General features: G+C 59.6%; 14 protein-coding genes and 2 pseudogenes. 11 read left to right on the forward strand and 5 right to left on the reverse strand.

The window, feature by feature from the left end; genetic code table 11:
- The 3 genes and pseudogenes from FN829_RS15365 to FN829_RS15375 all read left to right on the forward strand — a co-directional run.
- Positions 1-187: pseudogene (locus FN829_RS15365) on the forward strand (hypothetical protein); the annotation flags it as partial.
- Positions 188-329: 142 nt separating this feature from the next.
- The gene (locus tag FN829_RS15370; protein WP_185955790.1) at positions 330-1907 is read left to right on the forward strand and encodes a hypothetical protein; all 1578 of its coding nucleotides are present in this window, start codon (positions 330-332) and stop codon (positions 1905-1907) included.
- A 122-nt stretch (positions 1908-2029) separates the two neighbouring features.
- Complete coding sequence (locus tag FN829_RS15375; RefSeq protein ID WP_142987817.1) at positions 2030-2626, forward strand: hypothetical protein; 597 nt, start codon at positions 2030-2032, stop codon at positions 2624-2626.
- A 300-nt stretch (positions 2627-2926) separates the two neighbouring features.
- On the opposite strand, the gene FN829_RS15380 is transcribed toward FN829_RS15375, so the two are convergent.
- Together FN829_RS15380 and FN829_RS15385 are read right to left on the reverse strand one after the other, a co-directional pair.
- On the reverse strand, positions 2927-3265 hold the full coding sequence (locus FN829_RS15380) for a repressor phrH2 (protein WP_142987818.1): 339 nt from the start codon (positions 3263-3265) through the stop codon (positions 2927-2929).
- Positions 3265-3603 carry a hypothetical protein gene (locus FN829_RS15385; RefSeq protein ID WP_142987819.1) on the reverse strand — a complete coding sequence of 113 codons (339 nt, stop codon included), beginning with the start codon at positions 3601-3603 and terminating at the stop codon, positions 3265-3267. The genes FN829_RS15380 and FN829_RS15385 overlap by 1 nt, the downstream gene beginning before the upstream one ends.
- A 416-nt stretch (positions 3604-4019) precedes the next feature.
- Here FN829_RS15385 and FN829_RS15390 point away from each other — a divergent pair, with 416 nt between their 5' ends.
- The 4 genes from FN829_RS15390 (at position 4020) to FN829_RS15400 (ending at position 5991) form a co-directional block, all read left to right on the forward strand.
- Complete coding sequence (locus tag FN829_RS15390) at positions 4020-4328, forward strand: PadR family transcriptional regulator (protein WP_142987820.1); 309 nt, start codon at positions 4020-4022, stop codon at positions 4326-4328.
- Positions 4325-4582: a hypothetical protein gene (locus FN829_RS15395; RefSeq protein WP_142987821.1), complete on the forward strand. Its 258-nt coding sequence runs from the start codon at positions 4325-4327 to the stop codon at positions 4580-4582. Before FN829_RS15390 ends, FN829_RS15395 begins: the two co-directional genes overlap by 4 nt.
- 94 nt (positions 4583-4676) lie before the next feature.
- A complete protein-coding gene (locus FN829_RS16015; RefSeq protein ID WP_185955791.1) occupies positions 4677-4838 on the forward strand; it encodes a hypothetical protein in 162 nt (53 codons plus the stop codon).
- 121 nt (positions 4839-4959) lie between these two features.
- Positions 4960-5991 (forward strand): tyrosine-type recombinase/integrase, encoded by a 1032-nt coding sequence (locus tag FN829_RS15400; protein WP_142987822.1) that lies wholly within the window; start codon positions 4960-4962, stop codon positions 5989-5991.
- A 410-nt stretch (positions 5992-6401) separates the two neighbouring features.
- Here the strand turns inward: FN829_RS15400 and FN829_RS15405 are convergent, their stop codons facing one another.
- On the reverse strand, positions 6402-7319 hold the full coding sequence (locus FN829_RS15405; protein ID WP_142987823.1) for a hypothetical protein: 918 nt from the start codon (positions 7317-7319) through the stop codon (positions 6402-6404).
- A gap of 119 nt (positions 7320-7438) precedes the next feature.
- Entirely contained in the window at positions 7439-8446 is a 1008-nt protein-coding gene (locus tag FN829_RS15410) for a tyrosine-type recombinase/integrase (RefSeq protein ID WP_142987824.1), read from the reverse strand.
- 246 nt (positions 8447-8692) lie between these two features.
- Here FN829_RS15410 and FN829_RS15415 point away from each other — a divergent pair, with 246 nt between their 5' ends.
- The 4 genes from FN829_RS15415 to FN829_RS15425 all read left to right on the forward strand — a co-directional run bounded on the left by FN829_RS15415 (position 8693) and on the right by FN829_RS15425 (position 11102).
- Positions 8693-8920, forward strand: a complete 228-nt coding sequence (locus FN829_RS15415) for a hypothetical protein (protein WP_142987825.1) — start codon at positions 8693-8695, stop codon at positions 8918-8920.
- A complete protein-coding gene (locus FN829_RS16020) occupies positions 8917-9057 on the forward strand; it encodes a hypothetical protein (RefSeq protein ID WP_185955792.1) in 141 nt (46 codons plus the stop codon). Before FN829_RS15415 ends, FN829_RS16020 begins: the two co-directional genes overlap by 4 nt.
- Positions 9047-9271, forward strand: coding sequence for a hypothetical protein (locus FN829_RS15420; protein WP_142987826.1), 225 nt, complete (start codon positions 9047-9049; stop codon positions 9269-9271). Before FN829_RS16020 ends, FN829_RS15420 begins: the two co-directional genes overlap by 11 nt.
- Positions 9272-9455: 184 nt before the next feature.
- The gene (locus FN829_RS15425; protein ID WP_142987827.1) at positions 9456-11102 is read left to right on the forward strand and encodes a winged helix-turn-helix domain-containing protein; all 1647 of its coding nucleotides are present in this window, start codon (positions 9456-9458) and stop codon (positions 11100-11102) included.
- Between the two features lie 471 nt (positions 11103-11573).
- Here FN829_RS15425 and FN829_RS15430 read toward each other — a convergent pair.
- Positions 11574-11760 (reverse strand): annotated as a pseudogene (locus FN829_RS15430) (hypothetical protein); the annotation flags it as partial.

The raw sequence follows: 11760 nt of genomic DNA on the forward strand, positions 1-11760 counted from the left end.
GTCGACGGCGACGGCCGTGACGGCGGTCCTCGTGGTCCTGTTCGGGCTCGTCGCGCTCGGCTACTGGGAGCCGCCGGTCGGCGAGATCGTCGGTGACGCGCTCGGCGCGGGCCGGGCGGTCTACGACGCGGTCGGCGAGTGGGCGCTCGAGCGACTCGTCGGCTGGCTCGAGGGCGTGGCCGCGTAGTGGGCGGTCACAACTGGCGGCTCTTTCTCGGCGCGTGCTGCGGCGCTGAGAGCGTTCGGAGAGAAACGAGACCTAGACCACTCGTCTCAACTTCGATAGCTGAGGCGTGTTCTTTATATCGGACGGTTAACCTGTGTGGGATGTGAATAGACGGAACGTCTTACAAGTCCTCGCGGCATCTTCTGTCGCGTCGCTTGCCGGGTGTAGTAACGTGCCGGGAATGAGTAGCGCCTCTGTCGAAAGTATGGAGACCACAGTTGAGAACGGTCAGGCCGCTCTTTCCTTCGAGTATTCGATCGGCGACTACGGTACGGCGCTTTTCGAGGGACCGGACGATCGCGTAATTGCCGAAACGCGAATCGAGCCGGACCACACGACGAGTTCGCTCTCGGTCGGAACTCTCGAAGCGGGCGAGTATGAACTACTGATCCGGCAGGACGGGGATACGGTGACTAGCGAGACGCTGACTGTCGAAGGTCCGGACCCCTTACTCTCGAATATCGACTCGTCGTGGACGTACAACGAACTCGAGCAAGTGACCGTCGAAATCGAGAACGTCGGAGACGTCCCTGTCTACGTCGAAGAGGCACTGTTCGAGATCTCTGATCTCGATCCGTCGGAGTGGGTGAACACCTATCTAGACGCCGGCGAGTCGAGAGCGATCGGCATCGACGGAGGGATCGAGATCGACACATCCGGAACCACAGGAGGGTCCGTCTCCGTTACGACCGCAGCCGGTCCGGTGACGGGCGAGTTTTCCCACGAACTCGCTCCCGCATCGCTCAAATTCACTTCGATCGAACCGAACTGGGACGGGAATACGCTCGTCGATGTCGTCGTGACCGTTCGGAACGCCGGCGACGTGCCGACCGAGTCACAAGCGACTGCCACCGCCGACGGAGACGAACTCGACACGACTCCGACCGAACAGTTCGATCCCGGTCAATCAGAAGAGTTGACGCTTCGAAGCTTCGGCACGCTCTACGAGGCGACGTCAGGTGGTGAGGCAGAGATTGATATTGTGGTAGATTCTCCATCGGGATCGGTTTCGGAGACGATTTCACGAGATATCGATGGAGCGGAGATCTCTCTCGATACGATTTCGACGGGGTGGGAGAGCGGGAGGCTCGTGAGGGTGTCGGCTAGAGTCAGTAACAGCGGCGATCTCGAAGCGACGCCTTCAGCGACAGTCTTATTCGAGGATTCGGAGATCGTCGATGAAACACTCACAATACCGGCGGACGAGACGATCACTTTCCCGCTTATCGACGCGAGTAGCACGTACGATGACGCGTATGGCGTTTGGTCGGGCGGTCAGAAGGAGGTGACAGTCGAACTCGATCAGGGAGACGGAACTGTGTCAGAAACAGATACGAAGGAATTTGACGGCCTCGAAACTGACTTTTCGAACATAGGGACGACGTTCTTCAGTGCTGGCTACGATACCGACGATGTCGAGCTTTCGAGAGTGAATTTCAACGTTCGAAACAGCGGCGACGTACTGTTGACCTATGATTCCGTGGAGATCGAATTTGGGGGCGCGTCACGAGCAGAGGATCTGTACTCTCCGAAAACACTTCTTCCGGGATCATCGGAGACGGAATACTGGTCTCCAGTAGACAACATCGTCGTCTCTCCCGGCGAGGAGGACCTCGCGATATTGTTGCTACGAGACGGCGACGAAGTCGCGAGAACGACGACGACAGTCACTGCGGAGTAGGCTGCTCAGTCCCATTCGACTCTGATCTCGGATAACATCCGCTCCTACTCTACGATCAAATAACCGATTAGACTAACACGGACGCGAAGTGATGGACAAGTAGAGAGACGGCCATCGAATACATGAGCAACGCTCAGTACCGAGTCGACGGGACACCGAAATGGGCAGTCAGGCGGATCGTTGAGATCGCCGTACTGCTCCCGCTCGGTGCGCTCGTCGTCGGGATGATGGCGTCACCGGGGCTTTTGGCGCTCTGGTGGTACTCGGACGTGGCGTTCACCGCCGGTGCGATCACCGTCCTGTGGGTCGGCTCACTCGCCGGGACGCAGATCGCCCGTGGGGGAGTAAACGATGGAGGTTCTGAGGATGACGAGACGCCTGCCTATCAGCCGATGGAGGCCCTCATGGTCCTCTTTGCGTTGTTCCTCACCGTTGCGTCGATGACCTCTGCTCACGTGATCGGCGTGGCACTGCTCACGACGCAGCTCGCTCCGATAGTGCCAGCTTCGGTCGTGGTCTTCGTACCGATCGGTCTAAGCATCGCAGACATGTCTGCCGCACAGACGACCGGGTACTCGGTCTTCGGAATTGGATTCAAATTCGCCTACGGCGTGCTCCGAGTCATCGAGATCGTCATTGACGTCGACAAAGGAATGTTCGCTGGGATCGGGGAACCGGTTCTGGATCTGATCAGTCTTCCTCGTCGGTCAATCGGCTAGCCCAGAGACTGAACCGCTCCGTGAGGGCACTCGGTTTGTTCGCCTCGGGTTGGTCCCACCGACAGAAAAAGAAGATCCCGGTGATCGTCCCTGCGACCGCAATCGACGGACTGGTAGGTGACGCCCCTGAGGCAGCTCGGAGGAGATTCTCCAACGGGATTGTGGTTTCAATCACCAAAGAGAGCGGGTACATGACGAGCACAGTAAAGGTAAACTCGAAGATCATCTTCACCAGTGTCCCAGCGAGAAACAGGAGCGTCCCGCCCTCCTGGATCCACCTCCCGACGATCTGACGAAGAGTCATCCGAACCCGGCCCACCAACCGGGACGCGTAGCGTGGGGCGGCCGAGGAGCGGGAAGCGGCTGGATCAGGCTGGCATCGAATTCGCCGTCGAGATAGTCGCCGCCGCGGTCGGCGATGTCGAACTTGATCGCGTAGCGTTCGTGAGCGAGCTTCTCACGCATCGGAACGGCGAACTCGGCGTTCACGAGGACCCAGCAGCGACGGCGAACACGATTCCGGGGCGCGGTCATTGAGAGGTCGGACGAGATCTCGAAGGGGAACGAGGCACCGTTCTCGTCGAGGTACTCGAGGATGCGTTCGTCGATGAGCTTCATCCACTCCGGGATGTGACCCATTACGAACCTCCGTTAACCTCGCTCTCGCCGGGAGAGTCGGTCGTCGGCGGTTCCCGATCGACGCTGCCGGCATCCTCGTTGATGTAGCGCCACTCCTGCGTGTCGAGCCGGCCGTCGAGATACGCCTCCCCGTCGTCGGTGATGACATAGGTCGCATCACTAATCTCGCGTAACAGGCCGTTTTCTTTCAGTTTCTTACACCTACGGCCGATGTATGCCCGGCTGAATTTTATCGGACCTCCTTTCTTCATTTCAGTTGGGGACGCAGCCTCGTGCTCACTCAGATACTCCAAGATCCGATCGTCGAGAAGAGTCATCCAGTCTCCAGAGTGCCGCATGATGGAGTACTATTCTATCGCATGGCCTGTAGTTGGTCCGGATAGTTCGAATCAAAACACAATCTACTATTTGGAAACATCCGAACCTATAAGTTACAACAGATACAGGTAGCAACCACGGAGCCCGAGTGAGAGACTCTCGGCAGTGTGAGAATATGTAGGAATCCCGGCCGCGGCGTCCCTAGCGCCCGACCGGGTCGGGTTCTGTGCTGAGACCACAGAACCATGCCAACGAAGGCAACTGCGGGGTTTAATCCCTGCGAGACGACCGGCGAACCGAGCGGAAATAACAGCGGACGCTGCGAGATCTGCGGTGATCGAGCCGAGGGGTTCGACGCGCAGACGGAGCAGCACCTTTGCTCGACGTGCGGATCGAGGTCGTACCAGTACCGGGTGAACGCCGGGGTGAGTGATCGATGAGTAGCGCGGCCCAGGTGGCGACTCTCGACGACTACGTCGATCTGACCGGGTTCCAACGCGACGTCCTCTGGCAGCTGTACCACCTCGACGGTGCGGACTACGGACTCGCGATCAAGGAGTCGCTCGAGTCGATGGGCTACGATCAGGTCCATCACGGCCGGCTGTACCCGAACCTCGGCACGCTCGCCGACAAGGGGCTGATCGAGAAGAGCGCGCTCGACAAGCGGACGAACATGTACTCGCTGACCGACGAGGCGGCAGAACTCCTCGCGGATCGGCAGTCGTGGGAGCGGGGTGAGGAATGAAGTTCGACCGGATCGCCGACGGTGAGGCGACCGCCTACACGGCAGGCGTCGAGCGGCTTCACCCGGACGTCGACAAGTCGCTCCAGCGGGAGGGGTACACCAGCGAGACGACGCTCTACGTCGTCATGGCGGGCGGCGAGACCTACGCGTCTCACGACCGCTACGCGATCGCTCGGGAGCTGCCCGGCGACGCGGGCTGGGTGATCGACGCGCTCCGCGATCTCGAACGCGAGTACCTCGGGGTGCCGTCGTGAGCCGGAACCGTGATCGCGGCGGCTTCGACGCCCGCGACGTCCGAGCGGGTCGACTCGACGACGTGACGGTCGAGCAGGCCGTGGAGGGTCGACCGTGACGCGCCGCGTCGAGGTGGAGCTTCGCTCCGCTCGCGGTCGCGTCGTCGAGGAGGTCGACGTGAGCGTGGTCGCGACGGACGCGGCGGCGGTCGACATGGCTCGCCGACAGGCCGGGATCTCGACGGCCGAGTTCGAGACGGGTCGGGTGATAGCGTGACGTCGAAGCTGTGGGCCTGCGAGCAGTGCGACCGGCTCGTCAATCGGTGGGTGAACGGCAGTACGTGCCCGACGTGCGGGTGGTACTGCGGCCGCTCGCTCGTCACCGTGAGCCGTGGGCCATGAGCCGGGAGCTATCGCCGCGGGAGGCCGCGGACCGGTTCCTGAGCCGGCGTCGCCAGCGACAGGCGGACGAGACCGTCCGGAGCTACGCGCACCGGCTGAGTCACTTCGTGGAGTGGTGTGAGGAGAACGACATCGAGAGGATGCGCGAGATCGGCGGCTGGGAGATCGACGAGTACCGGCATCACCGTGAGTCGGGAGACGTCTCCCCGTCGACGGTCAAGAGCGCGATGGTCTCGGTCAAGCAGCTGCTGGAGTTCTGCGAGCGCATCGAGGTGATCGACGAGGACGTCGCGAAGAAGGTCGAGATCCCGAAGCTGACGAAGGACGAAGAGACGAGTGACGAGCAGCTGCCGGCGGACCGGGCTCGGAAGGTGCTCGCGTACTTCCGGGACTCGGATCAGTGGTTCGGAACGGCGTGGCACGCGTCGCTCGAAGTCTTCTGGCACACGGCGTGCCGGCTCGGCGGGCTTCGCGGGCTCGATCTCGGCGACTACGACCCCGACGAGGGGACGCTGTGGTTCCACCATCGCCCGGAGACGAAGACGCCGCTCAAGAACGACGCGGAGGGGGAGCGGATCGTGAGCGTCAACGACGACGTGGTCGCGGCGCTCGACATGTACATCGCCCGAGAGCGGTCGGACAAGCGGGACATGTACGGCCGGGATCCGCTCTTCACGACGCGTCAGGGGCGACCGAGTCGGACGACGATCCGGTCGTGGTGCTATCAGGCGACCCAGCCGTGTCTGTACACCGGCTGTCCGCACTCTCGGGAGCGCCACAGCTGCGAGTGGACGTCGAGGGCACAGGCGGGGAAGTGTCCGTCGTCGCGGTCGCCGCACGCGGTCCGGACTGGCAGCATCACGTGGCTGCTGAACGTGACGGATGGAGACATCGAGTGGGTCGCTCGTCGGGTGAACTCGAAGCCGGCGACGATCCGGCGGTACTACGACAAGGCGACGGTGGTCGAAGAGTTCGAAGAGCGCCAGCAGCGGCACGCGGATTTGGATATCAACGATGAGTCAACGTAACGAAACGCGATCGGTCGAATCGGCGGGTGAGAAGGTCGGAGAAGCGGGATCTGCGAGTTTCGCTTCCCCCTCCGGCCCCATCTTCCTTCGAAACGCTCGATAATTGCCAGCAGAAGCCCTGTTCGTTAAGTTCTCGATCTCCACTCGCAGTGAGATTTCATTCGATCAGGGGATGATGACACGCGCCGTGTTACGATTTAGAGAAATGATGTCCAGTGAAAGTTGTCTGGGGACAAAACCCTCAATGTGTCTCTATTATCTATCCCATAGTTACAGAATAAACGTCTAAACATAAATCCGCCAACATTATTTTTATTTGATATATTTATTATTCTAACAATGGTATGATAGATTCAAAATCAGCAATGAACGCCTTTGATGATGTTAACGTTGAGTCGCAGGGTCAGTAATTACTGGTCAACAGACTTCGGAAATTTTGGTTGTATCTCTTTTGCGTTCAGATTATCTAATGCTTCGACAGTACGATTGACACGATTAATTTCTTTCTTCAGATCGTCAGTATCGTGAACAAGAGTCTGCGTGGGGTGCATAATTCGATTTCGAAGCTTAACCAACCCTCCCAAATCATTGTCAAATTGGTTTCGGGAAGAATACCCCATTTTTTCACGGAGATTCTCTGATTTACCGACAATCTTCAATAGAGTTGATAAATACATATGCTCTGAGATATGTACGACTAATTCGTCGATTTTAGACTTTTGCCAGCGGCCAATTGCTTCTGGTTTTGCTTCATTGAATAACGACTCAGAATCAGGATATTCCTGTTCAATTAAGTGAGCCAATTGAACCTCAAATTCTGAGAGAACCCTGTAAAATAACTCTCTTGCTCGACGTTTGTTCGCATCTGCAAGAGTTAGTATCTCATATCGTTCAGAAGCCATTTCCTCAAGGGAGTCTACAGCATCTATGTAAGTCTCGTCATCATACCGTTCTCGGAAATCATCTGGATTGTTAGCGATCTCATCAGCTCTAAACGATCCATCTGGAAGATTGAATTTTTTAATTCCAGCAGGTATATATTCTCCGTCTTCTGATCTGAAATCTCTGAAGTCATCAAACAGTAAGAATGGATATTCTTGTAATCTTGAGAAAGCCTCCAGCATTGGAGTATCGGGATGTAAATACTGTCCTTGCTCTATCTCTCGTAGTTCGTCACGCGATAAATCGTAATATTTCTTGGAATCTGGGATTGGAATATATGTATAATCTTTCTTTTGATACTCTTCAACCTCATCTTCATATGAATCAATTGTCGATGTTTTCGCCGATGATGCAATTTCTTTTCCCGTGAAAAAGTCGAGATACATAACTATCTCTTCTGTTGTTTCAGTAAATAATTCTGGTGCTAATAGTCCAGAGAAGATCCGCAGTATTGGAGTGTTGAACTTAGGATCTGTCTGTAAGTAGAATATTAACAGAGACCTAATTACAAGTTATCTAAATACTGCTTCCTCGTTTTTGCTCGCTCTCCCTCACTTCGGCTGTCGTAATGTTCGTCCAGAACGTCCACACTCACGTTGGCTCGTTCGCTGATCTTCTCTCCCGGCCAGTCACGGTTCAAGTGGTACGTGATAGCTGCCCGTCGAACCGGATGAGGGCTGCGGCTGGATGGACACTTGGACGCGTCCTTCTTGCGGATGGCCGCATCGCACTCTTCAATGTCTCGGTCATGCGGACAGCTACCGATGACCTTACACGGACGAGTAATCGCGTAGAAGTTCTTGCGGAGGGTTGTGAGGGTGATACGACCGTAGCTCGTAGTGAATAGAGGCTCGCGCCCGTAGTCGTCAGTCACGCTCTGGCGCGGAACCTCAATGTAGTCGTCTAACACCTCCGCAACTTGGTCGCCGATATTGACGACACGCTCCGCCTCTTTGCCGTTCTTTAGTGGAGTCCCGCTCTCGGGGCGATGGCGCACTTTGAGCTGGTTGCGACTCGAAACGTAATCATCGAGATCGAGAGCGACGGCTGTCCCCATTCGAAAGCAGGTGTGCCACATCACTTGGAAGATGGCGTGATCGCGTGTCGCGTACTCATATTTGTAGTAGTAGTCGAGAATGTCCTCAATGCGGTCGAGCGAGAGAATCGTCTCGCTGACTCGCTCCCCGTGGTCGAGGTCGGGTAGTTGTACCAACTCGGCGAAGTCCTTATCGACGAGTTCCGCTTGCTCGCACCACCGAAGGAACACGCGGAGTGTCGAGAGGTTGTTCTTCAGCGTGACCTCCTTGATTCCCTGACCCCGCCGATGGAGTTTGTACTTCTTGAGATGGTAGCCGTGGAGGTCGCTAATCTGCTCAATGCCGTTCTTCTCACAGAACCGCACAAGCTCCTCAAGTGCGTATTTGTAGTTGCGGTGGCTTGCTTTACTCACTTCTCCCTCACGCTCCGCGAGGAAGTCCTCTACCGCTTGCTCGGGTGATATGTCGAAGTCCATTGATCGCTCCAATCGCCGGACGATGGGTCTGAGATCATCGCTCGCGTGGACGAATTTACAGGATTCCGATCCCCCTGGTATCAGTTGTGCCCGCCGAGACGCGCTGTTTTCGTGCGGTTCAGCGCTCGTCGAGGCGGAGGGGGTTCCTAAATCCCTCCGGCCCCATGGCAGTTTTCAGGTTAACTTATCACATCTTAGTAATAGATATTTAACGAAAAACAGGTCCGCAGCCGGAGGTGTCGGCGCGTGAGCCTCGGCCACTCCGGATCCTTCACCGTCACGAAGGACTCCGAGTTCCGTTGCGGGACCTGTAAGGCTCGGTGTACGCGGAGCCCGAACGGCGACCTCGAGTACGGTCACCTCATCGGCTGTCCGAACCGCCCCGAGGAGTTCGCGAAGAGCACCTCCGACGGCAGCCGGTACTACCGTGGCGAGGATGCCGACGACGGTGCTGACGGGGGTGCGTCTGCGTGAGCGACGAGGATCTCGGTCACGCGAGTTCGGTCGCCGACCAGCTTCGACTCGCCGAGAAGAACGACAACCTCCCGGAGGATCTCGAGGAGAAACACGATCTCGACGCCGGCGACGAGGAGGGAGACGATGTCGAGTGAGTCACGCTCGGCTCCCGGCGTCGGTCACGCCGGGCCGCTCCTCTCGGCGCGGTGTACCGGATGCGGGAAGGTCTCGGAGAAGCGTACCACCGAGATCGTCGGCGAGCGGTCACGCGGATCGTTCCAGCACGTCTGTCACTCCTGTAAGTGCGTCACGTGGTGGAACGTCCTCCGTGTCCTCCAGGAAGGGGAATCCTCGGGAGGTGTCCAATGACGGGGTGCCCGCACCCTACGCGGCGCCCCAGCGGCCGTTGTGAGATGTGCGCCGTTGAGGAGACGTTCGACGGCGTCGAATTCGACGACCTGGGAGAGTACGAGTGTCCCGAGTGCGGACGCGGGACGTCCGGTCGCGACGTCGTCTGTTACCGGTGTCGGGGTGAATCCGCGTGAGCGTCGACATGCCATCGACGCCCGACGCGACGATCGGGACGCTTCCCGATCCGCGCCTCGAGGAGCGCATCACTCCCCGACCCGCCGCGCACGGGGCGGCCGTTCAGGCCGTCTTCAACGACGCGGCTCGAGACCTTCCCGTGTACTCCGCGGTCCACCAGCTGTGGTACGACGTCGTCGGCGATCGCGACCAAGAGCCCGGCGTCGTCCTCGAGGTCGACCACGACGATCTCCCGTGGCTCGAGGCTCCGACGCCCGACCGCGAGTGGGTCGTCGTCCTCTCCTCGAGTCGATGGAAGGCCGGCACCGGGACGGGAGACGACTACAGCGCGTACTACAAGTACGACCTCACGCTCCGCGAGCGCGACGAGGACGGTGACCTGTACAAGACCGGAAAGGCGTGTTCGCTCCGCGTCGTTCCACAGTTCTCCGATCTCAACTACAAGGACGGGAACAGCCTCACGCTACAGTACGGCGAGGGAACGCTCGTGCGCTGTTCGACGACGTGGGCCGATACCGCCGACGAGGTGGAGGGACGGATGCTCGACGTCCTCGAGCGCGTCCTGGACGTCGACCGCGGCCGGCTCCTCGCTGACCGTGACGTCGACTCTCGGCGGATCGCGAAAGCGGAGGCGCACCACCGGTTCGACATCGGGTGGAAGCGCCAGGTGGTCGAGACGATCGACCAGACTCGCGAGCTGATCGCGTACGGCGGCATGTCCGAGATCGAGGCTCACCAGCTCCGTCAGCGCGAGGGGTACCTGGAGGCGCTCCTCGACGCCGACCGTTGGCACCTCCTCGGTTTCGAACGAACCACGTACGACATCGAGTTGAAGTGCTACCAGGCTGCCGGATGGGCCGACATCCCGCGGGAGGACCCGGCGCACCATCCGAAGCTCGAGGCGTCGTTCGCCGGCACCAACGGCGACGACGCGCTCCCTCACGTCGACGACTGGGGGGAGGTCATGTCGGTGCTCCGGTCGATCGTCTCCGCCCACCTCGACTGGTCCGGCGTCGGTCGCGACGAGCTCGTCGCCGACGACTACCAGCCCGGTCCGGCGAGCCCGGAGTACCGGTACCGGCACCCGGCCGGCCGTCGCGAGCAACTCCGTGAACGCTTCGAGAGCGTCTCGACGGAGATCCACCGCGAGGCGTTGAAGGCCAACACGCGCGCGATTTACGACATCCTCCGGGTCGTCGCGACCGAGTCCGGTGCGTCCTACGACACGCTGGAGGAACGGACGGGACTCGCCCGGTCGACGATCCGGTACCACGTGACCCGGCTCGTCGAGGTCGGCGTCGCGGAGAAGGTCGGGAATCCGGTACTCGTCGTGTTTCCGTCGCTCGCGGTCCTCGACGAGGCGGAGGACATTCTCCGCACGATCTACCCGGACGACCAGGTGGACGACATGAAGGAGCGCGCCGAGAAGCGTCGGGAGCGTCGCGAGGAACGCGACGATCCGAGTACGGTCGGCGATCAGGAGGAGAGCGACGACCAGGACGACGCCGGCGACGGAGATCGTGGTCGCTCCGAGTGGGCGTATTTCGAGGACCTCTCGCTCGAGCCGCACCAGCTCTCGACCGCGCTCGAGCGCGAGTACCTGGACGGTGATGAGGTCCGCGTGCGGACGGATCGCCGAACCTGGGTCGAGTAGCAGCGCTCGGCGCTCCGTGTTCACCGCGGTCGACAGCCCCGGCTCCGTCTCTTTTTCGTGTCTTAACCAACACTCCGCGCCTCTCGACCCCAAATGTTGGTTAACTCGGCGAGTCGTCGACGCCGATCCCGCGTCGATCGCGCCTTCGAGATGATTCCGCGGTGATGTAGTCCGTATTTTAGAACATAACGTTTCTTAATGGAACTTCGTGGATCGCGCTTTTCGACGTGTTGAGCGTCGCGAGATCGGCCGGTAGAGCGTCCGCAGTGCGTGGGTAGGTTAGCGGGTGTCCCTACGGGTGTAGCCCCTAAGGGGGGAGACAATAACGGCCGGAGCCAGAACGGCTCCGGCCTACCGCCACGCACCGCTCCACACGTGGAACCTACAGATTGGTCGTAGGACGCCCTCTCGGTGGCAGGAACGCGGTGTGGGGCAGGACGGGATCCCGAGAAAGTGGGTTGTCAGGGAGCCTTACGACGCCACGCCTTCGAGCCAACCGAGGAGCCGCTCGAGAACCCAGCGACCGACCGCGTCGTAGACCGCCCGGCCCGCGCCGAGCGCGTCGCCGACGATCTCGCCGACCGGCGGCTCCCAGTAGCCGAGCGCGACCAGCCCGAACAGGACCACGAGGACCGCCGTCACGGCCGTCGCCGTCGAT

It is taken from the genome of Halorubrum cibi (assembly GCF_900182635.1).
In the GTDB taxonomy this organism is placed as follows: Archaea; Halobacteriota; Halobacteria; order Halobacteriales; family Haloferacaceae; genus Halorubrum; species Halorubrum cibi.

What these genes read in the sequence shown, in the direction of transcription:
- FN829_RS15405 (WP_142987823.1), bottom strand. Translation starts at nt 7,319, where the DNA reads ATGTATCTCGACTTTTTCACGGGAAAAGAAATTGCATCATCGGCGAAA.
- FN829_RS15400 (WP_142987822.1), top strand. Translation starts at nt 4,960, where the DNA reads ATGAGCCGGGAGCTATCGCCGCGGGAGGCCGCGGACCGGTTCCTGAGC.
- FN829_RS15410 (WP_142987824.1), bottom strand. Translation starts at nt 8,446, where the DNA reads ATGGACTTCGACATATCACCCGAGCAAGCGGTAGAGGACTTCCTCGCG.
- FN829_RS15420 (WP_142987826.1), top strand. Translation starts at nt 9,047, where the DNA reads ATGTCGAGTGAGTCACGCTCGGCTCCCGGCGTCGGTCACGCCGGGCCG.
- FN829_RS15390 (WP_142987820.1), top strand. Translation starts at nt 4,020, where the DNA reads ATGAGTAGCGCGGCCCAGGTGGCGACTCTCGACGACTACGTCGATCTG.
- FN829_RS15425 (WP_142987827.1), top strand. Translation starts at nt 9,456, where the DNA reads ATGCCATCGACGCCCGACGCGACGATCGGGACGCTTCCCGATCCGCGC.
- FN829_RS15395 (WP_142987821.1), top strand. Translation starts at nt 4,325, where the DNA reads ATGAAGTTCGACCGGATCGCCGACGGTGAGGCGACCGCCTACACGGCA.
- FN829_RS15375 (WP_142987817.1), top strand. Translation starts at nt 2,030, where the DNA reads ATGAGCAACGCTCAGTACCGAGTCGACGGGACACCGAAATGGGCAGTC.
- FN829_RS15380 (WP_142987818.1), bottom strand. Translation starts at nt 3,265, where the DNA reads ATGGGTCACATCCCGGAGTGGATGAAGCTCATCGACGAACGCATCCTC.
- FN829_RS15385 (WP_142987819.1), bottom strand. Translation starts at nt 3,603, where the DNA reads ATGCGGCACTCTGGAGACTGGATGACTCTTCTCGACGATCGGATCTTG.